A 26467-nucleotide genomic window follows, 5' to 3' on the forward strand; every position below is an offset into this window, starting at 1 on the left:
TAATTAGAAGGGAAGTTGTAGTTTGTCATACCAAGTTATCGAAAAGGCATTAACACTTATAGACAATGGGGAAGTAGAAAAAGGAATTACACTACTCCAGGAAAATCAGTCCACCTTCAATGAAGATGATCTGTTCCATACAGCACAGATCTTCCAGCAGCTCGGAATGCTAGAAGAGGCGAAGGAGCTGTTGAGCGGACTTTTATATCTCCATCCCAATGATTCCGACCTGATTCTTTCTTTGGCTGAGGTACTTATCGACCTTGATGAAGAAGACGAGGCAATGGCCCTGCTTGAAAACGTCGATGAAGAAGAGGATTCTTACCTGCAAGCACTATTGCTGCTGGCTGATCTGTATCAGGCACAAGGATTGTTTGAAGTGAGTGAAAACAAGCTCACCCAGGCAAAAAGGCTTGCACCTAAGGAACCTATCATTGATCTGGCACTAGCGGAAATATATCTATCTCAAGGGGATTACAAGAAAGCGATTCCTTATTACGAGGCGGTACTTCCATTCAAGGCGGATCTCGATTTTGACCTTGAGGAAAGATTGGCGGAATGCTATAGCGCGACAGGGCAGTTCGAAGAGGCAATGCCATATTTCGACGAAGCGCTGAAAAAAGAGTTGAAAATTGATGTTTTATTTCAATACGGATTTACCGCCCTTCATGCAGGATTCTCCAAGACGGCTGTCGAAAAGTTAAATCAGGTAAAAGAATTAGATTATGAATATTCCTCTCTATATCTGTACCTGGCAAAAGCTTATGAGCAGGAGGGTCTCTTAGAAGACAGCCTGCGTGTAGCCAATGAAGGTCTGGCGGTCAATGAATATAATAAGGAATTGCAAGTATATGCCGCAAAGGTGGCATTAAAGCAGAATAATAGTACCGAAGCGATACGATTATTAAGGGATGCAATCGCGATCGACCCAGGTTATTTGGAAGCTGCGATAACCTTGACGAAAATCTACATTCAAGATGAGCAATTCGAAGAAGTGATCGATTGTCTTCAGGAATTGATCAGGTTTGGTGAAACGGACCCTCAGTTTGATTGGGATCTTGCTGTAGCATATCAGAAATTAGAAAAATATTCTGATGCATTAAACCATTACCGTCAAGCATATACTTCTTTTAAAGATGACCCCGACTTCCTATATGACTACGGATTCTTTTTGTTGGAGGAAGGGAAGAGAGAAGAAGCGAAGCCATTGTTTGAAAAGTTGATTCAACACGACCCGACCAATTTGGAACTTCAGGATGTATACAAAAATCTAGAAGAATAATGATTATTCTACGCAGAGGAGGGACGATAGTTGTGGCTACCCCTGTATCTGTCAACGAGAAGAAGGACTTTATAAGGTGGTTCTTAGGTAACTATCAGTTAAAAAGACGAGAATGTGTTTGGATCCTGAATTATTTGATGAGTCATGATCAGTTAATGAAAAAAGTTCACTTTGTCGAGCAAGCGCAGTATTGTCCTAGAGGTATTATCATGTCGACTCATTGTGTAGAAGAAGTGCCGTTTCGGTTCTATAAGGAAAATGTCATGACAACCGATGCCGAAAAATCGTTTCATGATATTCGCTTGAACAGGGAAGAGGACATCTATATTCAACTGAATTTCCGCTCTGTCTATCACTCTCCCCAGTACGCTGCAGTGCTGGAGGAAAATCCTTATATGCCCAAGTCGTCCAAATCAAATGAAAAAGATCGTATAGTTGCAGAGCAATTTCTTCAGGAATGCATCACCACCTTCCAAAAAGAAAAGCTGCTGACTTTAATAGACGATGCCTTAGATCGCCAGGATGAGGTTGCCTTTCAGAGCCTTACCGAGCGGTTGAGAAAATTATAGATCCACCTACAATAGAACCCTGGCCACCTCGGCAGGGTTTTATTATTTGACCTTCCAAAATATAAAACTTATATTAGGAAGTGATCTGCTTATGGAAATTTACCTTAAATAAGAAATGAGATGATAGTCATGAAATGGACAAGCAAGGATATGTCCCAATATGTGCAATCGAAGGAGTATATCGATACTGCCGTCATTCCCCTTATCCCGATATCCTTTGAGGATGAAATCAAAACGATGGCTTCGCATGGAGAATACATAACTATACTCAGTCATGAATTGGAAAGGCAATTTAAAGGAAGAGTAATATTATTGCCATCCTACTCCTATCTACATAAAAATACATTGGAATACAAAGTGGAGCAATTGAACGACTTTGTTGCCCACATCAAGAACGATATGAAACACGTTTTTCTTCTAACTTCAGACAGTGAATGGAGCCAGAAGGAACAGAAGCTTGAAGGAAAGCTTGTTTGGCTCCCTGCCATCCCGCTTGAAGACATGGAAGAGAAATATAAACAAAAAATCATTCAGGATCAGATGAACCAGCTCTTGCCGATGTTTATCCAAAAATGGCAGCAGTAAGGGGGAAACTTGTAAAAATTTATTTACAATAGTAAAAAAGTATTCCTTTAGTATGAAGTTCCAATAGATGTATAAAATAAGTCACAAGGTTGCCATTATTTCAATCAAGGAGATTATTGACCTTGGGCGAAGATTGATATATCATGAGAATGTCCTAGTTTTCTATGTGTTATAACCTACTGTCCGTTTGGACTTAGTTTTTTCTATAGAGGGGGGAAAAACAATGAGTGAAAAAAACCATCGTGTGTCTAGACGTCAATTTTTAAACTATACCCTTACTGGTGTAGGCGGATTCATGGCTGCAGGTATGCTAATGCCAATGGTTCGTTTTGCAATTGACCCGGTTTTAAAAACTGGTACAGGTCAAGATATGGTAGCTGTCTGTGAAGAAAGCGAATTAACTACTGAGCCACAAAGCTTCAACTTCAAAATTGAACAGGTTGATGCGTGGTATGAATCCGAAGAACCAAGAACTGCTTGGATCTACAAGGATGGAAGCGGCAATATTGTTGCTTTATCTCCAGTATGTAAGCATCTTGGCTGTACAGTAAACTGGGCATCCGACCCGGCGAATCCGAACAGATTCTTCTGTCCATGTCATTACGGCTTATACGAAAAAGACGGTAAAAACGTACCTAATACACCGCCACTTGCTCCACTAGATGTGTACGAGCATGAAGTGAAAGATGGAACAGTGTATTTAGGTAGAGCGAAACCTAAAGGGGAGGCGTAATAATTGTTAAATAAGATTTATGATTGGGTTGACGAACGATTAGATATTACGCCGATGTGGCGGGATATTGCAGATCATGAAGTTCCTGAACACGTAAACCCTGCGCATCATTTCTCTGCATTTGTCTACTGTTTCGGTGGATTGACGTTCTTCGTTACAGTTATTCAAGTTTTATCCGGAATGTTCTTGACGATGTACTATGTTCCAGATATCAAAAATGCTTGGGAATCTGTATATTACTTACAAAATGAAGTGGCGTTCGGTCAAATCGTACGCGGTATGCATCACTGGGGAGCCAGCCTTGTAATTGTAATGATGTTCTTACATACGTTACGTGTTTTCTTCCAAGGTGCATATAAAAAACCACGTGAACTTAACTGGGTAGTAGGAGTTTTAATCTTCTTCGTCATGTTAGGTCTTGGTTTTACAGGTTACTTACTGCCTTGGGATATGAAAGCGTTATTTGCAACAAAGGTAGGATTGCAGATTGCAGAGGCAACACCGGTAATTGGTACAGCAGTCAAAACATTGCTTGCTGGTCACCCTGAAATTGTTGGTGCTCAAACATTGACCCGTTTCTTTGCGATTCATGTATTCTTCTTGCCTGCAGCTCTTTTCGGATTGATGGGAGCTCACTTTGTCATGATCCGTAAACAAGGTATTTCAGGTCCACTATAAGATTTATACTTTTAAAAACAAAGGAGGGGAACATGTATGCATAGAGGAAAAGGTATGAAGTTTGTCGGTGACTCGCGTGTCCCTGCAACTCGTAAGCCAAATATTCCGAAGGACTACTCAGAGTTTCCTGGTAAAACGGAAGCGTTTTGGCCAAACTTCCTTCTAAAAGAATGGATGGTAGGAGCGGTATTCCTAATTGCTTTCTTATGCTTGACTGTCGCGCATGAGTCGCCTCTTGAGCGTATAGCAGATCCTACTGATACTGGTTATATTCCATTACCAGACTGGTACTTTTTATTCTTATACGAGCTTTTAAAATATCGTTTTGCAGCTGGTCCATACACTGTAATTGGTGCGATGGTTATGCCAGGTCTTGCTTTCGGGGCTCTTTTACTGGCTCCATTCCTGGATCGTGGACCGGAACGTCGTCCAAGCAAACGTCCGATCGCAACGGGACTGATGCTTCTGGGTATCGCGTCCATCTTTTTCCTCACTTGGCAGTCTGTAGATTCTCATGACTGGGAAGCTGCTGCAAAGCAAGGGGAGATCACGGACGAGCTGAACATCGAAATCGATGAAACAGCGGAAGGCTATGTACTTCTTCAAGACAACACTTGTTTATCCTGTCACGGGAACAACCTTCAAGGCGGTGCCATGGGTGCGAACCTATTAGACAACCCTGATTATGCTCCTGAAGACTATGCGAAGATTGCTAAAGAAGGTATTGGAGAAATGCCTGGCGGAATCTTCAAAGGTACAGATGAAGAAGCACAAAAACTTGGTGAATACCTAGTAGAGATGAATAAATTAGCAGCGGAATCAGAATAATTAACATCTATTCTAGTTCTTCTACCAACAAAAACTGGCTATTATAGCCAGTTTTTTTGTATACTCAACATACATAATTCTATTTCTTATAAACAAAGTGAGGAAAAACAATGTTAAATTGGTTTATCTATCTTTTGAGAACACCATTTATGCTATGGAGTGTACTTATTATCAATGTATTGGGCACGATTTACGGGTATATTTGGTATGGCGTCCAACTGAAAGAAACTCCGCCCATCTTTTTGATATTTGTGCCTGATAGTCCAACCGCAAGCCTCTTTTTTGTCTTTGTGCTTGTTGGTTTTATTATGAAAAGGAATTTTAAGCTAATGGAAGCACTAGCGATTGTCACCCTTGTGAAATACGGGATATGGGCTGTTGTGATGAATATACTGACTCTACTGGAAACCGGATATCTCCCGATAGAAGGATACATGCTCATCGTGTCACATGGTGCAATGGCCGTGCAAGGGATCCTTTACAGCCCCTACTATCGTTTTACCGTCTGGCACTTGGCTGTGGCAGGGGTATGGACCTTACATAATGATGTCATAGATTACGTCTTTAAAATGATGCCCTGGTATGGCAGTCTCGTAAAGTATATGTCCGAGATCGGATATTTCACATTCTGGCTCAGCATTTTCTCCATAGCGATCGCCTACTATTTTTCACTAAGAAGCAACCGTCAAAAGTTATCTCTGCAATAAAGTTCTAACCTTGTCCCATTTCTCATAATTATCTACTAGAGAATATGGGAGGGACAAGCGATGATAGGGAAAAGGTTAACAGTCATCTTACTATTTTTACTACTTGCTATACCAACTAATTTAGCTATGGGCTTCGATGAAAATGTGCAGCCTTTAAAACTGAATATATTGACAGATGACGCGCTTCAGCTGGTGAAAAACGAACGGTATGTGGAAGCGCATAATTTATTGGATATCTTCTCAGATGAATTTACAAAATTGATGTTGAATAATCCAATGATGCCGATGGATCAGGTTAGAATCATCACCCTTGTTCATGATAAATCGATGGCGGCACTATCTGATATCAATCTGCCGCAGGAGGAAAAAGTGCGTGCATTGACCAGGCTCCGATTGGTGGTGGATGCCATGACGTCAGAGCATCAACCATTGTGGACAGAGATGGAAGATCCAATCATTACAACATTCAATCAATTGAAGGATTCCATAGAAACCAGGGATAGCCAATCCTATCAGACCCTTTATCAACGCCTTCTTCTGAACTATGACCTGATCCATCCGAGTCTTAGAATGGATGTCAAACCGGAATTTATCCAAAAGGTGGATTCGCATATAGCCTTTTTGAATGAAAACCGTGAAAGCCTACTTGCAAATCCGGAAAGTACCGAGGATTTGGCTGTAATTGAAGCAGATCTGAAGTCATTGTTCAAAGAGTTGAAAGAGGATGAGACGGATCCTTCCCTGATTTGGGTAATGATTTCAACTGGGAGTATCATCTTCCTTACCCTCTCCTATGTAGGATGGCGCAAATTCAACGCAGACCGGAAAAGGGCGAAGCGGAAAACGGAAAAGAATTGAGTAATTGGGTGTATCAACACAATTCAATTAAAACAAGGGATGAAGTCACAAAGGCTTCATCCCTTTTCATGTTCCTGCATACGCACTTCCTAAAGAGCTCACGAATAAAATGATGTTTCCTAAAGAATCCTAAAGGGGTATAGCGGTAATACGTATAAGACCAAAGGAGGTCTCAAGCTTATGGGTCTATATTTAATCTACTTTGCCATACTTCTGATTGTCCCGCTTTGGGCACAGTCGCGTGTGAAAAGTGCCTATAAAAAATATTCGAAGGTCTCGTCCTCTTCCGGACTGACGGGTGCCGAGGTTGCAACAAGAATCCTGCATGATAATGGGATGTACGACGTACGAGTGGAAGAATCCAGAGGGGTTTTGACAGACCACTATGATCCGAGAAGCAAGACAGTCCGATTATCATCACAGAACTACCACGGGACATCCATTGCAGGGGCAGCGATAGCAGCCCATGAGGTGGGGCATGCGATTCAGGATGATCAGGCATATGCCTTTCTGCGTTTCCGCCACGCATTGGTTCCCATTGCAAGTCTTGGGTCCAACATGTCCTTCTTTATCATTTTTGCCGGATTGATTTTTGGGCTGAACAATCTGATACTGCTTGGAATCATCTTTATGGCAGGAGCAGTACTGTTTCAGCTTGTGACGTTGCCGGTGGAGTTTGATGCTTCAAACCGGGCGATGGATCAGGTAGTCTCATTGGGGATTATCAACAACAGTGAAGAACGGGAAACGAAGAAGGTCCTGAATGCGGCCGCTATTACATACGTGGCTGCGGCGGCAGTAGCTGTGGCAGAACTTGCAAGATTCATACTGATTTACTTGGGAAACAGGGAATAATGCTAATGTAGTGGGACTGTCCCCACCAAAAAAGCTCCGTTGAATATCACATTCAACGGAGCTTTTATATGATTATCTTTCCAGCGGGTTTTTATTTTCGTCCAAGGTGAAGCCCTCGCCTAGGACGTCGTGGACATCGTTTACTGCTACGAATGCGTGGGGGTCGACGGAAGTGATGGTGTTCTTGAGCTTCACCAGTTCGTTTTTGGCGACCACACAGTATAGTACGTTTCTTTCTGCCTTGGAATAGGAGCCTTTTCCATGTAGGATAGTCACGCCGCGGTCCATCTCCTGATTGATTCTCAAGGCGATGTCTTCATGCTTGTCGGAAATGATGGTGGCACCCTTCGCTGCGTATGCCCCTTCCTGCATGAAATCGATGACCCGTGCTGCAACAAATACCGCAACAAGTGTATACATCGCTTCCTGATAGCTTAAATAGGTGATCAAGGACAGGATGATGACGATTGCGTCAAACAGAAACATGGTTTTACCCATACTCCATCCGATATACTTATGTCCTAGTCTTGCGATGATGTCCACTCCGCCCGTAGTCCCGCCATAGCGGAAAATGATTCCGAGCCCGATACCGATGAAAACCCCGGCAAAAAGTGCCGCAAGGGCCAAATCATCCTCGAGTGGTGGAAATACCAATGGAACACGCTGAAAGATCCAAAGGAATACGGAAAGACTGATAGTTCCGATCATCGTATAAATGAACGTGTTCCGTCCAAGCAGCTTCCAGCCGATGAAGAATATTGGAATATTCAAAAGTAGGTTGGTATAGGATGGATCTAATTCGAAGAGAAAGAATAAGAGCAGGGTGATCCCTGTAAATCCTCCCTCTGCAAGATTGTTTTGCATGTTAAAGTTGACTAGTCCGAATGCAAAAATAGCCGATCCAAATAAAATGAAGAAGATATTAGTTAGTTTTATGCCTTTAAACATGGAGTCCTCCAAAAAGCTAGTGAATTTTTGAACTATTTCATTATAATAAACATGTAGATGATAAGTAAATCACTTAATTATTTGTCAAATGATAAGGTTTTAGCTAACATGATAGGATGAGGTGAAAAAGTTGACTCAAAAAACAATGAAAGAGATGCAAAAAGAGGTAGACCAATACATATCACAATTTAAAGAGGGGTACTTCAGTCCACTTGCGATGCTAGCAAGGATGACGGAGGAATTAGGGGAATTATCCCGCGAGGTTAACCATTATTATGGAGAAAAGCCGAAAAAAAATACAGAAAAAGAAAATACGATGGAAGAAGAGATGGGAGATGTCCTCTTTGTATTGATCTGTTTTGCTAACAGCTTGAATATAGATCTGCAGGAAGCGCATGACAGGGTGATGCATAAATTTCAGACAAGGGATAAAGACAGATGGACGAGGATAGAACCTGAATTAGACATAGAGGGAGAAGAGTGAACATGCAAAATATCAGGATTATACTGGCAGGTCCACGTGGAAGAATGGGCCGTGAAGCAGTAGATTTAATACATAGAACTGAACATTTTGAACTGGTGGCCTGTCTTGATCGGGTGAATGGGGGTAAAATGCTGTCCGAGGTAGAAGGGTTCCCGGCAATGGATGCCAAAATTTACACAGATGCGGGCGAATGTTTCAGTAATGTCGAGGCGGATGTACTTATCGACCTGACAACTCCGGAGATCGGTAAGTTGCATACAAAGCTTGCACTTGAGCATGGAATACGACCTGTAGTCGGAACAACCGGCTTTAATGAGGAGGAGTTGAAGGAACTGACTTCCCTTGCAGAAGAGAAGAAGACTGGTGTTATTATCGCTCCCAACTTTGCGGTCGGCGCCATTCTTATGATGAAATTTGCACAGATGGCTGCCAAACATCTGCAGGACGTGGAAATCATAGAACTTCACCACGACCGGAAGCTTGATGCTCCTTCAGGGACTGCAATCAAGACAGCTGAATTGATTTCCAAGACACGTGAGCCTAAACATCAGGGTCATCCAGATGAGGAAGAACAGCTGAAAGGGGCAAGGGGAGCGGAAACGAAGGATGGCATACGTATCCATAGCGTACGTCTGCCGGGCCTTGTAGCCCATCAGGAGGTCATCTTTGGAGGTGAAGGACAGTCCTTGACCATCAAGCATGACTCGTATAATCGTGCTTCATTTATGTCAGGTGTCAAGCTTGCAGTTGAGACGATCATGCGACTAGATGTATTAGTATACGGACTTGAAAATATTATCGAGTAAGGGTGGGGAAAACCATGAAAATTGCATTGATTGCACATGATAAGAAAAAGCCGGATATGATACAGTTTGCTACAGCATATGAGCCGATCCTAAAAAAACATGAGTTATATGCTACAGGAACCACCGGTCTTCGAATTGCGGAAGCAACAGGCATGAATATTCACCGATTTCAATCAGGACCGCTTGGTGGAGACCAGGAAATTGGGGCGATGATTGCACAGAACCAGATGGACATGGTCATCTTTTTCCGGGACCCACTGACAGCTCAGCCGCATGAACCGGATGTAACAGCACTTTTGCGATTGGTGGATGTCTATTCCATTCCGCTTGCAACCAATATGGGTACAGCAGAAATACTGATTCATGGATTAGAACGTGGAGAGCTTGGCTGGCGAAATCTTGTGAAGAAAAAAGAGGAAGAGTAAATGGCATCATTAGATATTCTGGCCTTCGGTGCCCATCCTGATGATGTGGAAATCGGGATGGCGGGGACATTGGCAAAATATAAGGAAAAAGGATCGAGGATCGGCATTTGCGATTTGACGATGGCTGAATTGTCCTCCAATGGAACCGTTGAAATCCGTCAAGAGGAGGCAAAAAGGGCCGGTGAAATTCTTGGACTGGATGCAAGAATACAGCTTAAGCTCCCTGATCGCGGACTAGCATTGACAGAAGCTCACATTAAAGAAGTGGTGACCGTAATTCGTACATACAAGCCAAAGGTTGTATTTGCCCCTTATTGGAATGACCGTCACCCTGATCACGGCAACTGCGCAAAGATAGTGGAAGAGGCTGCTTTTTCTTCTGGAATCAGAAAATACAGTGCAGAAGAGGATTTAGAACCGCATAAAGTACAGAACATATTTTTTTATATGATAAACGGCATGCATCAAGCCCAGTTTTACATAGATATCACTAATCAAGTGGAAAAGAAGACCCATGCCCTGATGGCGTATGAAAGTCAATTTGAGGTCGGGGAAAATGGGGTTGTCACGCCATTGACCAACGGATATGTGGATAGCGTCATCAGCAGGGAAAAAGTGTACGGCAAACAAATAGGATCTGCGTATGCGGAAGGATTCTTTGCAAAAGGTCCTTTAATCGTAAACAACGATCTAATAGGTGGGATGTAAGTGAAACTCAAAATAGGAATCACCTGTTATCCTACGGTTGGAGGATCGGGTGTCATTGCAACGGAGCTCGGAAAGCTTCTCGCGGAAAAGGGGCATGAAATCCATTTTATCTCCTCAAGCATGCCATTCAGGCTGAATAAGGTCTATAGCAACATCTATTACCACGAGGTGCAGGTCAACCAGTACTCCGTATTTCAGTACCCTCCTTATGATTTGGCGTTGGCGAGTAAAATGGCAGAGGTGGCGAAGCGGGAAAAACTGGACCTGCTGCATGTCCATTATGCAATCCCTCATGCGGTCTGTGCTTACTTGGCCAAAAAGATGACCGGAGATGAGCTGAAAATAGTAACAACACTCCATGGAACGGATATCACTGTACTTGGCTACGATCCATCCTTGAATGACATGATCAGATTCGGGATTGAAGGCTCGGATGTCGTCACAGCGGTTTCAGAGTCGCTAGTACAGCAGACCTATGAACTTTTGCAACCGCGCGCAGCGATACAGACTGTCTATAACTTTATCGATGAACGCGTCTATTACAAGAAGGACAAATCCGATTTAAAAGAACAGTACGGTATCCTTCCGGAAGAAAAAGTGGTCATTCATGTATCCAATTTCCGTAAGGTGAAACGGGTGGAGGATGTGGTTCAATCCTTTTACCGCATTCAAAAGAAAGTGGCCTCGAAGCTGCTGCTGGTCGGGGACGGTCCCGAGATTTCAGTTGTCTGCAAAATGGTCAAGGAACTAGGAATCACCGATAAGGTTCTATTTTTAGGGAAACAGGAGAATGTGGAGGACCTACTTTCCATTTCGGATTTGAAATTGCTCTTATCTGAAAAAGAAAGTTTTGGACTTGTTTTGTTAGAAGCTATGGCATGCGGTGTGCCTTCTGTCGGAACCAATATCGGGGGTATCCCGGAAGTGATCGAACATGGTGTTACCGGCTTCTTGAGTGAAGTAGGTGATGTGGAAAACATAGCCGATCAGGCTATTTCCATTCTTATCGATCCTGATTTACATAAACGATTTTCCAAGAATTCCATCCAGCGGGTCAAGGACCGGTTCAGCTCGAGATATATTGTGGAACAATATGAAGATCTATATTTGAAACTAATCAAGGAATAGCTCCTTCCATTAGAGAAGGATCAAAGGGAAGGGATATGGATGAACGCCTCTTTTCAACATGCAGCCGCCATTATACAAGTTCTTGAGGGATCTGGACATGAAGCTTATTTTGTTGGGGGGTCTGTCCGAGATCATCTGATGGAAAGGGCATTGGGAGACATTGATATTGCGACTAGCGCTACTCCCGATCAGATACAGTCGCTTTTTCCTAAAACCGTCGACGTCGGAGCTGAACATGGTACCATCATCGTTGTCACAGAGCACGATTCATTTGAAGTGACCACCTTTCGGACAGATGGCACCTATACAGACAACCGAAGACCTGACGAAGTTATGTTTGTTAAAAGCTTATTTGAAGATCTTAAACGCCGCGATTTCACGATGAACGCGATTGCGATGACCAGAACGGGGGAAATCCTTGACCAATTTCACGGAAAAAAGGATATCGAAAGAAAAATAATTCGGACAGTGGGGGAAGCGTCGGAACGATTCCACGAGGATGCCCTCAGAATGTTTCGTGCACTCCGATTCAGTTCCCAGCTCGGATTTTCCATTGACAAAGAAACATTCCTTGCAATCAAGAAGAATGCAAGCCTGATGGAAAATGTCTCTGTAGAAAGAAAAACAGTCGAAATGGAAAAGCTGCTCCTTGGAAAAGGCTTAAACAAGGCAATCCCCTTATTGATTGATTCAGGATTATTCCGTTATTTACCATTCCTAGAGGAGAAAAGGGAGGAGCTTGGACGACTGGCTTCCTTTCCTTTTCTTGATTTGTCCAGCAGGATAGAATTATGGACAGCATTTGCTAATTTGTTGGAAATAACCGAGCTCGAGGCCTTCTTGAATGCCTGGAAACTTCCTAAAAAGGTGAGTAAAGCAGTTATGCTGAATATCTTGACCATGCAGCAATTTATTGAAAATGGCTGGTACAGGGAGCTGGTCTATTTTTCCGGCAAGGAAGCATGTCTCACTTCCCATGAAATCCTCGTGTTGCAAGGAAAGGACAAGCCTGATTCATATGAGACGATTCAACAATTATATAAAGCTTTACCTATTCAAGGAATCAAGGATATTGCCGCCAACGGAAATGACTTGGTGGAGTGGCGCGGCCAAAAGCGTGGAAAATGGATTTCTGAACTTTTACATGATCTCGAAAAAGAGATTCTGGAAGGTAAGGTCCAGAACGAAGCAGGTGCAATAAAGGAGTGGGTAAGATCTTGGCAACTGAAATAAGATCCAAGCTATTAAAAATGTTCACAGAAGTGGAAGGCGGTTTTTTATCCGGTCAAAAAATCAGCGAGGAGCTCGGCTGTTCAAGAACCGCGGTATGGAAGCATATTGAGGAGCTGCGACAGGCTGGCTACGAGCTTGAGGCGATCAGAAGAAAAGGCTACCGCATTACGAAAATCCCCAATCGTATCAGTTCCAATGAAATATCCCTTGGTTTAAAGACTGATACGTTGGGTAGAGCAATTCATTTTGAAGAATCCGTCACGTCCACCCAGAAGATAGCCCATCAGCTGGCCTATGATGGTGCCCTTGAAGGTACGCTGGTTGTAGCCGAGGAGCAGACTGCAGGCAGAGGCCGGCTAAACCGGGCTTGGCATTCACCGATGTCTACGGGTGTCTGGATGAGTCTCATATTAAGGCCCAACCTGCCACCTGCGAAAGCCCCGCAGCTTACCTTGCTTACAGCGGTGGCCATAGCGCAGGCAATTGAAGAGGTCACTTCATTGAGAACAGACATTAAGTGGCCAAACGACATACTTATCAATAAAAAGAAGACAGTCGGTATCCTGACCGAGATGCAGGCAGAGGCGGATAAGATCAACTCTGTCATTATCGGGATGGGGATCAATGTGAATCAGGAGCTGGAGCATTTCCCTGAAGAACTCCATTCCATCGCCACTTCCCTCGCAATCGAGCTTGGAAAGCCAGTTAACCGTGCGGAACTGATTCAGGTGATTCTGTTAAAGTTCGAGAATTTGTATCATCGCTATCTGGAGCATGGCTTTTATCCGATAAAACTGCTATGGGAGTCCTATGCCATCAGCATCGGTAAGAAAATCATCGCAAGGACGATCACTGGTACGCTTGAAGGAACGGCAAAAGGAATCACTGAAGATGGAGTACTGATGCTTGAGGATGACACTGGTCATATTTCTTATATACATTCAGCCGATATTGAAATTGGAAAAGATTAAAAGAATAGCATCTTTTCGAAACATCTTTTATAATGGTACCGTGGGCAGTAACCTCAAATGGAACTGCACCAAAAGTTTGAATGCAAAAAAAAGCAACTACAACCAAATATCTGCCTTGATCCAAAGGACTAGGACAGAGGGATTGAACTGAACCGATTAAAATTAACCATGCAGCACACCTGTGTGAATTAACCATCCTTCTTTCTGTTGAAAGAAGGATTTTTATGTTTCGGTTGTTCATTTCTTGTCCTCAAAAAGAGGAGGAACGAACATGAAAACAGCTACAGATTTCATGAAAATGAAACAAAATGGAGCGAAAATCGCGATGTTGACCGCCTATGATTATCCTTCTGCAAAGCTTGCAGAGGAATCTGGTGTGGATGTGATCCTTGTCGGAGATTCCCTTGGAATGGTCGTACTGGGCTACGACTCGACGATTCCGGTGACAGTGGAAGATATGATCCATCATACCAAGGCGGTCAAACGAGGCGCAGGTTCAACTTTTATCGTGACAGATATGCCCTTTATGAGCTATCATTTGTCCATTGAAAATACGCTATATAATGCTAAAAAAATGATCCAGGAATCAGGTGCACATGCATTGAAGCTTGAAGGGGCCGATGAAGTAGTGGATATGATCCGTTACATTACGAAAGCCGGAATTCCGGTTGTCGCACATCTCGGTCTGACCCCACAATCCGTGGGAGTTCTAGGTGGTTATAAAGTGCAGGGCAAAGACGTGGAAGGCGCAAAAAAAATGCTTGAGGATGCCATCCTGGTAGAAAAGGCTGGAGCGATGGCACTAGTACTCGAGTGCGTACCTGAACAGCTGGCAAGGGAAATTTCCTCCAAACTCACTATCCCAACGATCGGAATCGGTGCGGGAGAAGCGACAGATGGTCAGGTGCTTGTTTATCATGATGTACTCACTTATGGAGTAGGGCGGGTACCGAAGTTTGTTAAATCCTATGCTGACGTACAATCTGTCATGAAAAAAGGACTTTCCGACTATGTAGCGGAAGTGAAAAGCAATGCATTCCCTAAGCCAGAACACAGCTTCACCATGAAGGAAGAAACCCTGCAAAGATTATACGGAGGCAAAATCAGTGAAAATCATTAATACTATTTCCGACATGCAAAAGGAAAGCCTTGCTGCACGGCTGGCTAAAAAAACAATCGGGTTTGTCCCGACCATGGGCTTTTTGCATGAAGGCCATGCTACATTGATTGAAAAGGCAAGAAAAGAAAATGATATTGTCGTACTCAGTATTTTCGTCAATCCTCTCCAATTTGGTCCCAATGAGGATTTTGACGCGTATCCGAGGGACATAGCGAGAGATGAAAAAATCGCGAGCGAGCTTGGTGTGGACTTTCTTTTCTACCCAACCATTGAAGAAATGTATAAAGAAGACCGGACCACTCTCATCACTGTGGAAAAGAGAGTGGATGTCCTCTGTGGAAAAAAACGCCCCGGGCATTTTGACGGGGTTGCAACCGTTGTGATGAAGCTGTTCCAAATTGTCATGCCAACCCAAGCTTATTTCGGAATGAAGGATGCCCAGCAGGTGGCGGTGATCGAAGGGTTGATCTCCGACTATCATTTGACAGTCCAGCTTGTACGCGTAAATACAATCAGGGAAGAGGACGGCCTGGCAAAAAGCTCACGAAACGTCTATCTTACTCCAAAGGAACGCGAAGAGGCCCCAGCCCTCCAACAGGCACTGCAATTTGGAAAAGGCAGGCTGGAACAAGGGGCTTCCATATCTGAAACGAAGGAATTCGTGGAAAACCAAATCAAAGAGCATACTGGTTCCGAAATTGACTATGTGGAAATATATTCGTATCCAGATCTGAAAGTGGTAAAGGAACCAAGAGATGGAGAAAGCCTTATAATTGCAGTTGCTGCGAAGTTCAGCAAGGCGAGACTGATAGACAACATCGTTTTTTCATACACGAAAGGGGAAAATTAACATGTTTCGTACTTTAATGAATGCCAAGATACATCGTGCCCGTGTGACGGATGCGAACCTTAATTATGTCGGCAGTATCACAATCGATGAGGATATTCTGGATGCTGTTGGACTTGTCGCAAACGAAAAGGTCCAAATCGTGAACAATAACAATGGAGCACGTTTTGAAACGTACATCATACCGGGGGAAAGAGGCAGAAAAGAATTCTGCTTAAACGGTGCAGCAGCCCGCTTAGTTCAAAAAGGGGACGTCATTATTGTCATTTCCTATTGCCTGATCGCAGATGAAAAAGTTAAAGACCACCAGCCTAAGGTAGCAGTCATGAATGAAAACAATGAAATCGTGGAAATGCTCGGCACAGAACCAGCAGCCACAGTCATGATATAATTCACATGTAATACGCAGGAGTCTCACCCCTTACGCTCCAACCAACAGGGGGAGAGTAAAATTATTTTGAGCTATATTGAAATCTTAAAGTGAAAATATGACTTTTAAATAATAAATGATTCTTTTTTATATCGTAATCTCCTATAGAGAAAAATGATTAGAAACGTGAGTGGATTGTAGCGGAAGGCACTTGACTCCTGCGGGAAGATAGAGTATGGGAGACCCCACAGGCGTAAGCCGAGGAGGCTCCCATCCCTCCCCGCGCGGCGCTGAGTGCCTGGAGCGGAAATCCACGGGAAATATCTTTAACCAAAATATCAATTAATGCGAAAACAGCTTTCCCCCTTAAATGGGGGTTTTTCTTTTAAAAGACTGGAGAAAATAAATTTAACTATTTTTTTCGTTCAGGGACTATGATACTTTGTTTATAGATGATTTGAGAAGTTATGAGGTGTAAAGAATGAAACAGCGTTATGTTGTCCTGGATTTGGAAACAACAGGAAACTCTCCTAAAAAGCAAGATAAAATTATACAAGTGGGCGCTGTTTTAGTGGAAGATGGCGAAATAACGGAACGGTTTGCGAGCTTTGTGAATCCAAGCTGCAAAATTCCTCCTTTTATCGAACAACTGACAAGTATAAATAATGAGATGGTAAAAAAGGCACCCACCTTTGCCCAAATCGCACCCATGCTTGTGGAAATGCTGGAAGGGTCAACATTGGTGGCACATAATGTCCCGTTTGACCTGTCCTTTCTTCAGCATGAACTACAGGAGAGCGGCTATCCTGCATTTTCAGGGAACACAGTGGATACAGTGGAGCTTGCCCGGATTCTTCTCCCTACCCGTTCAAGCTATAAACTGACCGATCTGGCAGACTATTATCAGCTTGATCACGATAACCCGCATCGCGCAGACAGTGACGCGGAAGTGACGGCAATCATTCTCCTTAATCTGTTGGAGAAAATAAAAAGCCTTCCCCCTCAAACGAGCCGACAATTACATACCCTTTTACATAATATGAAAAGTGACGTTTACATCCTGTTCCAATCAGCTAATGCAAACGCATCACTTTCCGATGATTACTACTTATATGAGGATAGGCTTGTCCTCAAGGCCCCTGCTGTACATCAAGTTGATGAGAGGGTGAAACGCAAGGAGTTACTTCTTTCATCTATAAAAAAGAATATCGGGGATTCAATTGCGGTAGATGAAATAAGGGGGCTGTTTGAATCCAGGCAGCATGGGCTTTTAGAAATTCCACCCTCATTTGAGGACAAGGATTCTTATCTGATGGGAGCGATTCTGTTCTCCCTTGAGAATGATAAACAGGTTGTCATCAGCAGTCATCGTTCCGATACCCTCAGCACCATAAGGGGGCTTTTCAATAAGCTACAGATGGATGATAGAGATTTCAATATGCTTACCTCTTCTATTAAAGGCAAATATTTTTATTTGAGTCTGCCTAAATTTTTACATGCGCTTGGAGAACAGGAAGACAATTATGATGCGGTTTTGACAAAAGCGCAGATTCTTGTTTGGCTGACGGAAACTGGGTCTGGTGATATGGAGGAGTTATCCTTGTCATCTGGCGGCCGCCTTTTATGGGAATCCATCAACTGTTCATTACCCTTAGAAATGGGAGGGGGAGAATCAGCACATTGCTTTTACAAGGCTGCAAGGGAAAAAATAAGTCACGCAAGTCTTCTGCTTACCAATCATTCCTTTTTGGCCAAAGAAATTTGGAAAGAGGAAGTACTAAAGGGTATGCATTATTACATTATCGAAAATGCCAATGTGTTTCATCAGAACGTCAGTAAATTCCTTGGAATAGAAATAAGTTATTTGGATATTTATTTTGCATTATCCAAGCTCCCCGATGTACGTGCTGTACAGCAAGCAAAAGAGGAGCTGGATGATATGTTTCGGATTCTTAGAGATTATTGCCTTGCTCGAACTAAAAGGTCGTCCTCCAAAGTAACCTACCGTTATTCTGTTCAAAAAGAGAGCGGCAGAGCCTGGGCAGGAGTGCAGGAGGCAGCACAAAGGCTTTACATGTCGTTGACGGATGTCATCCTAACCCTAGAGAAACAGGTATCCGGAAGGGAATCCTTATCGGAGGACATACATTCAGAATACCTCCTACAAGAGAAAATGGTTCTTACGGAAATGCGGGAAACATTCTATTCGCTCCTGTTTGTCCCTAAGAATGACCGGTTAACTTGGTTTGAGGTGAACGTCCGTGGGGCTAAAAACTCTGTGACGATTTTTGAGCAGCCTCTGGATATCAGTAACAGGCTTGCAGAAAAATTCTATCAGATGAAAAGCAGTGTGGTATTCGTTTCCCCGGCGCTAAGTGTAAACGACAGCTTCGATTTTACAATGGAGGAGCTTGGTCTCACCGATTTTTATCCGGTTATGAAGGTGTTGAAGTCAAAGGAAACCAAAGCTCTCCCAGGAGTTTTTATTCCCACTGATATGCCGTATATTGAAAAAGGTAAAAATGAGACATTCGTTTCGATTGCCGCTCTCCAGATTCAGGAGCTGTTGTCACAGAAGGGGGGAAGGATCCTTGTTTCCTTCTCTTCGAATGACATGCTGTCTGCGGTATACAACGAGTTGAAAAACTCTCCACAATCAAGAGAAACAGTCGTTGTAAGCCAAAGTGGTATAAGCGGGGGCAAGCAGAAAATCCTGAAGGCTTCCGCTAACTTCGAAAACGCGATTCTTCTGGTCACCAATAGCTTTCTCGAAGAAGTCTCGATCAAAAAAGAGAAAATCGATACATTAGTTATCATTCGATTGCCATTCAGTGCTCTTGATGAACCGCTTCTTGCAACGAAAATCAACCAGGTTGAAAAGCAGGGAAGAAACTCCTTTATGGATGTATCTTTGCCAATCGCAGTCCTTCGGTTCAAAAAAATGGTCGCCAATTTTCTGGAAGGTAACGGCAGCAAGGACATCTTTATTTTCGATAGAAGAGTGGCAGAGAAAAGGTATGGTGTTCAATTCATTGATGCAATTCCAAATGGTATTGTGAAAAAAGATACTTTTTTCAGCCTTCTCCATAGTATAGATTAAGGCGAATGTAGTCATTTTAATACAGTACACAACTATGGTTAGAATGGATGAGATGGATGTGGAATATTTTCTTGCTGGGACTTCTTATTATAAACTTCGGAATCCTGCAGCCTGAGTACCCGACCGACATAGAGAACATTGATCTAAAGTTGGATGAAGAGGAAGTAGCCTTTACTTTTCTGGATCTGCCAAATGGCGAAAGTACCATCATCCAGAACTCGAATGGAGAAAATATCCTGATCAATACGGGAGCTCCTGAATCCGAGGATGAACTGCAGCATCATTTGAAAATATACGGAGTCGACGAAATATCAGGACTGATCATTACCAACCCCGACGCTGAATATACAGGGAACCTGAAGTATGTTTTGGATAATTTCGAAATAGATAAAGTGATACTCCCAAGGAGCATGTCGGATGCCAGATTAGGTATTGAGACTGATTGGTGGGGAAAAGGAACAAAAAGTGAACTGGTGGAGGACCTGAATGTACAGGTTCTGAATGAAGACTATTCCAGGGAAAAGCATCTTGGGATGGATCTATTATTTGAATTCAATGAAACGTATCTGCTATACATGACTAGTGCAGATAAAGAAGTCGAGAACAGATTGCTTCAGCAACATAACCTAAGTGTTGTCAACATAATCAAGGTTGGGGACTTCGGAAATGAAACTGGAACATCAAAAAAATTCCTGAATGCCTGTGATCCGCAGACAGCGATCGTGTTTCACAAAGAAACAACACAAGGAAAGTCACTAGTGCTCGAAAGACTCCAGGAAACATGGCTTGACCTATATCTCACAAGCCAAAAAGGAAATGTCACCATAAAAATAAAAGAAGGCGACTACCACGTCTTCACACTTACACTAGACACCTTTTTGCAAATGTCATAAATAAACTTGGGGAAAAGTTTACACTCATGTATAACTTCGCTTAGCTATTGATTGGAGCAATAGGCGAAGACTCCTGCGGGAAGCAGCGTTTAGTGGAGACCCCACAGGCGAAGCCGAGGAGGCTCCACAAAACGCCCCGCGGAAAGCGCAGCCTAGTGCGGAAATCAACAGCGGTGTTAAAAAGAGCCATAAAATAGTTTAACATTCAATTCGAAAACGACAAAAATAGGGTGAATCAATAGCTGCCACTTGATTCACCCTTTCAAAATATCGGTGTAGGATAGGAGAAAATTTATTATACTGAAAAGTACTTAATTGTACTAAACTGAATATTTACTGTTATAATGTGTTTGAACACTATAGGTGATTCAGTACTTATATTCTTACCGACATACAGGGGCAATATGAGTAACAATAATTGCTTGAAAGCAGGAGGATTTTGGGATGGAAAGTAAAATTGAAGTGATCTCCACCGTAAAAGTGGAATACTCTTCCGATCTGTATAAAATTGTCGACACACTCAATCGAAATCTAAAAAGGGAAAACCTTATGTTTGGTTTGGCTTTAGATGAAGAAAACAAAGATAAAGCAGTCTTCACCATATATCGTACATAAAGAAGTGATAAAATGAAAAAATGGATTATTATTATATGCACCCTCCTTGTCATTCTGCTCGTATGGCAGCTTGTGTCCATTTACCATACAGCCATGTCGCCTATCCGCGAGGACGAAAATGAGGCCACCGAAATCGCAAAAGAAGAGAAAAACCTACAGACCATCAATGAGGTTTATACATATAATGGTACGACTCCTTACACCATCGTCCAGGGAACGGATGATAAGAATGAAGAGATAATCATCTGGGTGGATGAAAAGAAAAAGATTGCCCTGACGGCAAATGCCAGCGATGGAGTAGCAAAAAAAGATGTAATGAAATATGTCGATACCGACCGAAAACCTTCAGAGATCTTATCGGTTTCTCTTGCAATGGAGAACGATATTCCACTATGGGAAATCAAATTCAAAGATCAGAATGACCGATATAATCTGTACTACATTAAGTTTGAAGATGGAGAGTATTATCAACGTATAACGTTTTAATCGTAGCGGGAGGAAAAAGAACCATGAAATTAGCCAAACGAGTATCAACCTTAACACCATCTACTACATTGGAAATTACAGCAAAAGCAAAAGAATTAAAAGATGCAGGTCATGACGTCATTGGTCTTGGAGCAGGGGAGCCTGATTTTAATACGCCTGAACATATTTTAAATGCTGCAAAAAAAGCGATGGATCAAGGGCTGACCAAATATACGCCATCAGGTGGATTGCCTGCATTGAAAAAGGAAATAATCAGCAAATTGGAAAGAGACCAGAAGCTTTCCTACAAGCCTTCTGAAGTGATTGTCTGCACAGGGGCAAAGCATGCCCTCTATACCTTGTTCCAGGTGCTGTTGGACAAAGATGATGAAGTGATCATTCCAACGCCATATTGGGTAAGCTATCCTGAACAAGTGAAGCTTGCAGAGGGAGTTCCAGTCTATGTGGAAGGAAAAGAAGAAAACCAATTTAAAATTACTGCTTCCCAGCTGGAAGAAGTCATAACGTCTAAAACCAAAGCACTTATTTTGAACTCACCAAGTAATCCTACTGGGATGATCTATACAAAAGAAGAGCTACAGGAACTTGGTCAAGTGTGTCTCGCGCACAATGTACTGATTATATCCGATGAAATATATGAAAAGCTTTTATACGATGGGAACGAGCATTTTTCCATCGCGCAGTTATCTCCTGAGCTGAAGGATGCGACCATCATCATTAATGGAGTATCCAAGTCCCATTCCATGACTGGCTGGAGAATCGGCTATGCTGTTGGAAATGCCACCATCATCAGTGCGATGACAAACCTTGCAAGTCATAGCACTTCCAATCCCACTTCCATAGCCCAATACGCAACCATTGCAGCATATGCAGGGTCACAGGAAGATGTGGAAGTGATGCGTAAAGCTTTCGAGGAACGACTCAACATCATATTTGAAAAATTAAATGCGATTCCAGGATTCCATTGCATCAAGCCTCAAGGGGCATTCTACCTATTCCCGAATGCATCTGAAGCCGCGAGGATGGCCGGTTTTCAGGATGTGGACAGCTTGGTAAAAGCTTTGCTTGAAGAAGAAAAGGTAGCATTGGTTCCAGGTTCGGGGTTCGGAGCAGACAACTATGTACGCCTTTCCTATGCAACAAGCCTCGACCAGCTGGAGCAGGCTGTTGAACGTATTGCCCGTTACATGGAAAAAGTAACAGTGAAGTGATAAAGAGGAAAAGGAAGCAGACTTAAAAGTGTTTGCTTCCTTTATTCATGGCTTGTATAATATAGGTTATGTACATAGCAGTAAGTAAAAGTTGCTAGAACAAGGTTGGAGGGAACAAAAGAGTGAAGACAACAATTAAAGAAGTATATAAACATGTAGGAGAAGAAGTAACGATTGGTGCCTGGATTGCAAACAAGCGTTCAAGCGGAAAAATCGCCTTCCTACAATTACGTGATGGCTCCGGCTTCATTCAAGGAGTAGTGGTGAAAGCAGAGGTAGCCGAGGAAGTATTCCAAAGCGCAAAATCCGTAACTCAGGAAACATCCGTATATGTCAAAGGTATTGTACGTGAAGATGAGAGATCTCCGTTCGGATATGAGTTGGGTGTTACCGGCCTGGAAGTGATCCATGAAGCGGTTGATTATCCTATTACTCCGAAAAACCACGGTACTGAATTTTTGATGGACAACCGTCATTTATGGCTGCGTTCCAAAAAGCAGCATGCCATCATGAAAATCCGTAATGAAGTGATTCGTGCGACGTATGAATTCTTCAACGAAAATGGATTTGTAAAGGTAGATCCGCCTATCCTGACAGGAAGTGCTCCTGAAGGGACATCAGAGCTATTTGCAACAAAATACTTCGATGAGGACGCGTATCTTTCCCAGAGTGGCCAGCTTTATATGGAAGCGGCAGCAATGGCTTTAGGTAAGGTATTCTCTTTTGGACCAACTTTCCGAGCGGAAAAATCCAAAACACGCCGTCACCTCATTGAATTCTGGATGATCGAGCCTGAGATGGCCTTCATCGAATTTGATGACAACCTGAAAGTTCAAGAAGAGTATGTTTCCTATATTGTCCAGGCGGTCCTAAGAAACTGTAAGCTTGAATTGGGCGTTTTGGATAGAGATGTAACAAAGCTTGAAAAAATCAAAGCACCGTTCCCACGCATTTCCTATGATGATGCTATCAAATTCCTGAATGAAAAAGGATTTGATGATATCAAATGGGGCGATGATTTTGGTTCTCCACATGAAACGGCTATCGCAGAAAGCTACGATATGCCTGTATTCATCACCCATTACCCAATTGGCATCAAACCGTTCTACATGCAGCCGCATCCAGAGCGTGACGATGTAGTATTATGTGCAGACCTTATTGCACCGGAAGGCTATGGCGAGATCATCGGTGGTTCCGAGCGTGTCCACGATTTTGATTTGCTGAAACAGCGTTTGGAAGAGCATAACCTGGATTCTGAAGCCTACAAATGGTATTTGGAATTGCGCCAATACGGTTCAGTACCACACTCAGGCTTTGGTCTTGGACTAGAGCGTACAGTGGCATGGATCAGCGGCACAGAACATGTTCGCGAAGCCATTCCATTCCCAAGACTTTTAAACCGTCTGTATCCATAATATGATAAAACCACTTGTTCCCTTAACAAGTGGTGTCAGACTGTAGACAAACTCGAGGTAATTCGAGGTTGTCTACAGTTTTTTTGTGTACCTTGATAATAAAGCCCGTTGATTTCCGTTCCAGGCACTACGCTTTCCGCGGGCGGTCCGGCAGCCTCCTCGACGCTGCGCGTCTGCGGGGTCTCCCTTGTCCCTTCCTCCCGCAGGAGTCTCCGTGCCTTCCACTCCAATCAACTGAGTTTTCTAAACTTTTTGTGGAACGAAACCCTGTGTATTTTTACAAGTACCTCTTTCATACTTTCCCATAGTATAAGGATTCAAATTTGACATGGAGAAGTATAATACAAATGATTTTTTATTTTTAATATTACGTATTATTGTTGCAGGTTCGCCCCTGTTGATTGGAGTGCAAGGGGTGAGACTCCTGCGGAAGCAGCGTGTCAAGGGAGACCCCGCAGGCGCAGACATGCGCCGAGGAGGCTCCCGAGGCCGCCCGCGGAAAGCGAACTCCTGGAACGGAAATCAACAGGGTGTTTCATGGTGCCACCTTATTTTTAAGGTATCCTGATATTAGATACATGTTATAGCTTTTCTTAATATTTCCTTAGAAGTAAAGGTATAAATTTGTTATACTTAGTCATGAGGTGTCTCCTAATGAAAAAAGAGCAATTTATTGAATTTTTGGAGGAAGGGAATCTTTCCATTCCAAATTACTTACTGAACAATTACGTAAAGCTTGGCTTAAATGAAAAAGAGTTTCTACTCATCCTACATGTACATTCTTTCGTGGAAAGCGGAAAAATCTTTCCTACTCCAATGGAAATCGCAGATAAAATGACGATAGATCCTACAGAATGCATGGAAATCTTGCGTCATCTACTACAAAAAGGGTACCTTGCCATCAGTGATGAGATGGACGAGTACTCCATCAAATACGAACGTTATTCCCTCCAGCCCTTATGGGAAAAAATGATTCAGTTTATGATAGAGAAAAACAAACAGGCAACCATTCAATCCAATAAAGACGATGAAATCAATCTATATACAATTTTTGAGCAGGAATTCGGACGACCGTTGTCACCGTTTGAATGTGAAACGCTTGGTATGTGGATGGACCAGGACCACCATGATACAAGCATTATTAAAGCTGCCCTAAGAGAGGCTGTTATCTCGGGGAAACTGAATTTCAGATATATTGACCGCATTCTTTTTGAATGGAAAAAGAATGGCATCAAAACACTCAACCAGGCAAACGAATATGGCAAGAAATTCAGAAGGTCCAATATTCCTTCAAAACAGCAGAACCAGGTGCCAATAAATAAACCCAATAAAAACACGGTTCCATTTTATAACTGGTTGGACTAAAGGTAAATCAGATTAGGAAAACGGATTATCGCCGTTTTCCTTTTTCAATTAAGAATTAAAGCAAGAAGGGCAGGGCATGTCGATGCTTAATTTAAAACAGGTCAATGAAGTGGTGGAAGTGATGGGGGAGATGTTCCCAGATGCACATTGTGAATTAAATCACCGCAATCCATTTGAACTCGTAATTGCGGTAGCTTTATCGGCACAATGTACCGATGCACTTGTAAACAAAGTAACCAAAACATTATTTGAAAAGTATAAGAAACCTGAGGATTATTTAGCAGTTTCTTTGGAAGAGCTGCAGCAGGACATACGATCTATCGGATTGTTCCGCAACAAAGCAAAAAACATTCGGAATTTGTCACAGCTTCTACTTGATGAATACGATGGAGAGGTTCCACAGGATCGAGATGAGCTTGTAAAGCTTCCTGGTGTAGGGAGAAAGACGGCAAATGTAGTTGTATCCGTAGCATTCGGCGTACCAGCCATCGCGGTGGATACGCATGTAGAACGGGTCAGTAAGAGACTCGGAATCTGCAAGTGGAAAGACAGTGTGTTGGAAGTGGAAAAAACGTTGATGAAAAAGATTCCAATGGATAAATGGTCAGACACACATCATCGTTTGATCTTTTTTGGAAGATATCATTGCAAGGCTCAAAATCCGCAATGTGACAGCTGTCCACTGCTTGAAATGTGCCGTGAGGGCAAAAAGAGAATGAAAAGGAAGGTCAAATGATGAGAGTGCCCACAGCATTCGCCCATCCACTGTATTATTCAGAAAGCGAGGTGGTCGAGACAGGACGCTTTGATTGGCAGACAAGTTTGACTGTACCTTTCAAATATGACATGGCATACGCTCTCGGCCTTGCTCCGTCAAATCTTCCATGGGAGCATCGTTCACAGACGGTACCGCTATTGTTTCACTTATGGAAGGAGACAGAAGCGAAACTTCACACGCATCATGAAAAAAGAGATCGTTCTGATGTGAAGGTCCATGTAATAGGGGGCATTGCGTTACTCCTCCAATCCATATTCTGGATGAATCAGATGCCGGTGCGTTCATTGGCAGATTGGGAAAAAGAGATAAATCAACTGCCCGTAATACCTGTAAATATAGTAGAACGTCTTGATTTTGTCATGAAAAAGCCAGAAATGTATCACGCCTTTATCCAGCTACAGCAGCTCTTTACTGAAAGCAGCAAACTGTTCTATAAAATGCAGGCAATCCAAAAAAGGTAGGACCCAAA

29 protein-coding genes are annotated in these 26467 nt (G+C 42.8%); 28 read left to right on the plus strand and 1 reads right to left on the minus strand.

The features are described from left to right. Positions 1 to 22 precede the first annotated feature (22 nt). The 9 genes from ACQCT5_RS05215 to ACQCT5_RS05255 all read left to right on the plus strand — a co-directional run bounded on the left by ACQCT5_RS05215 (position 23) and on the right by ACQCT5_RS05255 (position 7095). Positions 23 to 1282, plus strand: a complete 1260-nt coding sequence (locus ACQCT5_RS05215; protein WP_499639678.1) for a tetratricopeptide repeat protein — start codon at positions 23 to 25, stop codon at positions 1280 to 1282. Positions 1283 to 1314: 32 nt separating this feature from the next. Continuing rightward, on the plus strand, positions 1315 to 1851 hold the full coding sequence (locus ACQCT5_RS05220) for a ReoY family proteolytic degradation factor (protein ID WP_417900022.1): 537 nt from the start codon (positions 1315 to 1317) through the stop codon (positions 1849 to 1851). Between the two features lie 129 nt (positions 1852 to 1980). Next, positions 1981 to 2436: a YpiF family protein gene (locus tag ACQCT5_RS05225; RefSeq protein ID WP_499639680.1), complete on the plus strand. Its 456-nt coding sequence runs from the start codon at positions 1981 to 1983 to the stop codon at positions 2434 to 2436. A gap of 223 nt (positions 2437 to 2659) precedes the next feature. Further along, entirely contained in the window at positions 2660 to 3169 is a 510-nt protein-coding gene (locus ACQCT5_RS05230; protein WP_499639682.1) for a ubiquinol-cytochrome c reductase iron-sulfur subunit, read from the plus strand. Positions 3170 to 3172: 3 nt separating this feature from the next. Continuing rightward, positions 3173 to 3847: a menaquinol-cytochrome c reductase cytochrome b subunit gene (gene qcrB / locus ACQCT5_RS05235; RefSeq protein WP_078380200.1), complete on the plus strand. Its 675-nt coding sequence runs from the start codon at positions 3173 to 3175 to the stop codon at positions 3845 to 3847. 36 nt (positions 3848 to 3883) lie between these two features. Next, on the plus strand, positions 3884 to 4675 hold the full coding sequence (locus tag ACQCT5_RS05240; protein ID WP_499639685.1) for a c-type cytochrome: 792 nt from the start codon (positions 3884 to 3886) through the stop codon (positions 4673 to 4675). Positions 4676 to 4785: 110 nt separating this feature from the next. Continuing rightward, positions 4786 to 5382 carry a lipoprotein heptaprenylglyceryl N-acetyltransferase LhaT gene (lhaT, locus tag ACQCT5_RS05245; protein ID WP_499639687.1) on the plus strand — a complete coding sequence of 199 codons (597 nt, stop codon included), beginning with the start codon at positions 4786 to 4788 and terminating at the stop codon, positions 5380 to 5382. 60 nt (positions 5383 to 5442) lie between these two features. Next, positions 5443 to 6240, plus strand: coding sequence for a sporulation protein YpjB (gene ypjB, locus ACQCT5_RS05250; RefSeq protein ID WP_499639689.1), 798 nt, complete (start codon positions 5443 to 5445; stop codon positions 6238 to 6240). A gap of 180 nt (positions 6241 to 6420) precedes the next feature. Beyond that, positions 6421 to 7095: a zinc metallopeptidase gene (locus ACQCT5_RS05255; protein ID WP_499639692.1), complete on the plus strand. Its 675-nt coding sequence runs from the start codon at positions 6421 to 6423 to the stop codon at positions 7093 to 7095. Positions 7096 to 7167: 72 nt separating this feature from the next. On the opposite strand, the gene ACQCT5_RS05260 is transcribed toward ACQCT5_RS05255, so the two are convergent. After that, positions 7168 to 8043 carry a YitT family protein gene (locus ACQCT5_RS05260; protein WP_499639694.1) on the minus strand — a complete coding sequence of 292 codons (876 nt, stop codon included), beginning with the start codon at positions 8041 to 8043 and terminating at the stop codon, positions 7168 to 7170. Between the two features lie 145 nt (positions 8044 to 8188). Here ACQCT5_RS05260 and ACQCT5_RS05265 point away from each other — a divergent pair, with 145 nt between their 5' ends. The 19 genes from ACQCT5_RS05265 (at position 8189) to ACQCT5_RS05355 (ending at position 26459) form a co-directional block, all read left to right on the plus strand. Next, positions 8189 to 8527, plus strand: coding sequence for a nucleotide pyrophosphohydrolase (locus ACQCT5_RS05265; protein ID WP_499639991.1), 339 nt, complete (start codon positions 8189 to 8191; stop codon positions 8525 to 8527). 2 nt (positions 8528 to 8529) lie between these two features. Then, positions 8530 to 9333 (plus strand): 4-hydroxy-tetrahydrodipicolinate reductase, encoded by an 804-nt coding sequence (gene dapB, locus ACQCT5_RS05270; RefSeq protein WP_499639696.1) that lies wholly within the window; start codon positions 8530 to 8532, stop codon positions 9331 to 9333. Between the two features lie 14 nt (positions 9334 to 9347). Beyond that, a complete protein-coding gene (gene mgsA / locus ACQCT5_RS05275) occupies positions 9348 to 9758 on the plus strand; it encodes a methylglyoxal synthase (RefSeq protein ID WP_499639698.1) in 411 nt (136 codons plus the stop codon). Continuing rightward, a complete protein-coding gene (gene bshB1, locus ACQCT5_RS05280; protein ID WP_499639700.1) occupies positions 9759 to 10466 on the plus strand; it encodes a bacillithiol biosynthesis deacetylase BshB1 in 708 nt (235 codons plus the stop codon). Then, entirely contained in the window at positions 10467 to 11594 is a 1128-nt protein-coding gene (gene bshA / locus ACQCT5_RS05285) for an N-acetyl-alpha-D-glucosaminyl L-malate synthase BshA (RefSeq protein ID WP_499639702.1), read from the plus strand. It begins immediately after the preceding gene. 39 nt (positions 11595 to 11633) lie between these two features. Then, positions 11634 to 12827 carry a CCA tRNA nucleotidyltransferase gene (locus ACQCT5_RS05290; RefSeq protein WP_499639704.1) on the plus strand — a complete coding sequence of 398 codons (1194 nt, stop codon included), beginning with the start codon at positions 11634 to 11636 and terminating at the stop codon, positions 12825 to 12827. Beyond that, a complete protein-coding gene (locus ACQCT5_RS05295) occupies positions 12812 to 13798 on the plus strand; it encodes a biotin--[acetyl-CoA-carboxylase] ligase (protein ID WP_499639706.1) in 987 nt (328 codons plus the stop codon). The genes ACQCT5_RS05290 and ACQCT5_RS05295 overlap by 16 nt, the downstream gene beginning before the upstream one ends. Before the next feature lie 271 nt (positions 13799 to 14069). After that, positions 14070 to 14918 (plus strand): 3-methyl-2-oxobutanoate hydroxymethyltransferase, encoded by an 849-nt coding sequence (panB, locus tag ACQCT5_RS05300; protein ID WP_499639708.1) that lies wholly within the window; start codon positions 14070 to 14072, stop codon positions 14916 to 14918. Continuing rightward, positions 14905 to 15768 (plus strand): pantoate--beta-alanine ligase, encoded by an 864-nt coding sequence (panC, locus tag ACQCT5_RS05305; protein ID WP_499639710.1) that lies wholly within the window; start codon positions 14905 to 14907, stop codon positions 15766 to 15768. The genes panB and panC overlap by 14 nt, the downstream gene beginning before the upstream one ends. Before the next feature lies 1 nt (position 15769). Beyond that, a complete protein-coding gene (gene panD, locus ACQCT5_RS05310) occupies positions 15770 to 16156 on the plus strand; it encodes an aspartate 1-decarboxylase (protein ID WP_499639712.1) in 387 nt (128 codons plus the stop codon). Positions 16157 to 16616: 460 nt separating this feature from the next. Then, positions 16617 to 19235, plus strand: a complete 2619-nt coding sequence (locus tag ACQCT5_RS05315; RefSeq protein WP_499639714.1) for an exonuclease domain-containing protein — start codon at positions 16617 to 16619, stop codon at positions 19233 to 19235. A 56-nt stretch (positions 19236 to 19291) separates the two neighbouring features. Then, positions 19292 to 20128: a ComEC/Rec2 family competence protein gene (locus ACQCT5_RS05320; RefSeq protein WP_499639716.1), complete on the plus strand. Its 837-nt coding sequence runs from the start codon at positions 19292 to 19294 to the stop codon at positions 20126 to 20128. Between the two features lie 444 nt (positions 20129 to 20572). After that, positions 20573 to 20743, plus strand: coding sequence for a YpmA family protein (locus ACQCT5_RS05325; protein WP_386638715.1), 171 nt, complete (start codon positions 20573 to 20575; stop codon positions 20741 to 20743). 12 nt (positions 20744 to 20755) lie between these two features. Continuing rightward, a complete protein-coding gene (locus ACQCT5_RS05330; protein WP_499639719.1) occupies positions 20756 to 21229 on the plus strand; it encodes a cell wall elongation regulator TseB-like domain-containing protein in 474 nt (157 codons plus the stop codon). Between the two features lie 23 nt (positions 21230 to 21252). Further along, positions 21253 to 22440, plus strand: coding sequence for a pyridoxal phosphate-dependent aminotransferase (locus ACQCT5_RS05335; protein WP_499639721.1), 1188 nt, complete (start codon positions 21253 to 21255; stop codon positions 22438 to 22440). 122 nt (positions 22441 to 22562) lie between these two features. Then, positions 22563 to 23855 carry an asparagine--tRNA ligase gene (asnS, locus tag ACQCT5_RS05340; protein ID WP_499639722.1) on the plus strand — a complete coding sequence of 431 codons (1293 nt, stop codon included), beginning with the start codon at positions 22563 to 22565 and terminating at the stop codon, positions 23853 to 23855. A gap of 654 nt (positions 23856 to 24509) precedes the next feature. Beyond that, positions 24510 to 25220: a DnaD domain protein gene (locus ACQCT5_RS05345; RefSeq protein WP_499639724.1), complete on the plus strand. Its 711-nt coding sequence runs from the start codon at positions 24510 to 24512 to the stop codon at positions 25218 to 25220. A gap of 82 nt (positions 25221 to 25302) precedes the next feature. After that, on the plus strand, positions 25303 to 25956 hold the full coding sequence (gene nth, locus ACQCT5_RS05350; RefSeq protein ID WP_499639726.1) for an endonuclease III: 654 nt from the start codon (positions 25303 to 25305) through the stop codon (positions 25954 to 25956). Further along, positions 25953 to 26459, plus strand: a complete 507-nt coding sequence (locus tag ACQCT5_RS05355; RefSeq protein WP_499639728.1) for a YpoC family protein — start codon at positions 25953 to 25955, stop codon at positions 26457 to 26459. Before nth ends, ACQCT5_RS05355 begins: the two co-directional genes overlap by 4 nt. Positions 26460 to 26467: the final 8 nt, after the last annotated feature.

It is taken from the genome of Sutcliffiella halmapala, assembly GCF_050107295.1.
GTDB lineage: Bacteria > Bacillota > Bacilli > Bacillales > Bacillaceae_I > Sutcliffiella_A > Sutcliffiella_A halmapala_A.

Coding starts and splice junctions, on each gene's coding strand:
- ACQCT5_RS05320 (WP_499639716.1), top strand. CDS start 19,292: ATGTGGAATATTTTCTTGCTGGGACTTCTTATTATAAACTTCGGAATC.
- panD (WP_499639712.1), top strand. CDS start 15,770: ATGTTTCGTACTTTAATGAATGCCAAGATACATCGTGCCCGTGTGACG.
- mgsA (WP_499639698.1), top strand. CDS start 9,348: ATGAAAATTGCATTGATTGCACATGATAAGAAAAAGCCGGATATGATA.
- dapB (WP_499639696.1), top strand. CDS start 8,530: ATGCAAAATATCAGGATTATACTGGCAGGTCCACGTGGAAGAATGGGC.
- ACQCT5_RS05260 (WP_499639694.1), bottom strand. CDS start 8,043: ATGTTTAAAGGCATAAAACTAACTAATATCTTCTTCATTTTATTTGGA.
- ACQCT5_RS05265 (WP_499639991.1), top strand. CDS start 8,189: ATGAAAGAGATGCAAAAAGAGGTAGACCAATACATATCACAATTTAAA.
- ACQCT5_RS05325 (WP_386638715.1), top strand. CDS start 20,573: ATGGAAAGTAAAATTGAAGTGATCTCCACCGTAAAAGTGGAATACTCT.
- ypjB (WP_499639689.1), top strand. CDS start 5,443: ATGATAGGGAAAAGGTTAACAGTCATCTTACTATTTTTACTACTTGCT.
- ACQCT5_RS05255 (WP_499639692.1), top strand. CDS start 6,421: ATGGGTCTATATTTAATCTACTTTGCCATACTTCTGATTGTCCCGCTT.
- lhaT (WP_499639687.1), top strand. CDS start 4,786: ATGTTAAATTGGTTTATCTATCTTTTGAGAACACCATTTATGCTATGG.
- ACQCT5_RS05225 (WP_499639680.1), top strand. CDS start 1,981: ATGAAATGGACAAGCAAGGATATGTCCCAATATGTGCAATCGAAGGAG.
- ACQCT5_RS05345 (WP_499639724.1), top strand. CDS start 24,510: ATGAAAAAAGAGCAATTTATTGAATTTTTGGAGGAAGGGAATCTTTCC.
- nth (WP_499639726.1), top strand. CDS start 25,303: ATGCTTAATTTAAAACAGGTCAATGAAGTGGTGGAAGTGATGGGGGAG.
- panB (WP_499639708.1), top strand. CDS start 14,070: ATGAAAACAGCTACAGATTTCATGAAAATGAAACAAAATGGAGCGAAA.
- ACQCT5_RS05355 (WP_499639728.1), top strand. CDS start 25,953: ATGATGAGAGTGCCCACAGCATTCGCCCATCCACTGTATTATTCAGAA.
- bshB1 (WP_499639700.1), top strand. CDS start 9,759: ATGGCATCATTAGATATTCTGGCCTTCGGTGCCCATCCTGATGATGTG.
- ACQCT5_RS05230 (WP_499639682.1), top strand. CDS start 2,660: ATGAGTGAAAAAAACCATCGTGTGTCTAGACGTCAATTTTTAAACTAT.
- ACQCT5_RS05330 (WP_499639719.1), top strand. CDS start 20,756: ATGAAAAAATGGATTATTATTATATGCACCCTCCTTGTCATTCTGCTC.
- ACQCT5_RS05315 (WP_499639714.1), top strand. CDS start 16,617: ATGAAACAGCGTTATGTTGTCCTGGATTTGGAAACAACAGGAAACTCT.
- ACQCT5_RS05240 (WP_499639685.1), top strand. CDS start 3,884: ATGCATAGAGGAAAAGGTATGAAGTTTGTCGGTGACTCGCGTGTCCCT.
- ACQCT5_RS05335 (WP_499639721.1), top strand. CDS start 21,253: ATGAAATTAGCCAAACGAGTATCAACCTTAACACCATCTACTACATTG.
- ACQCT5_RS05290 (WP_499639704.1), top strand. CDS start 11,634: ATGAACGCCTCTTTTCAACATGCAGCCGCCATTATACAAGTTCTTGAG.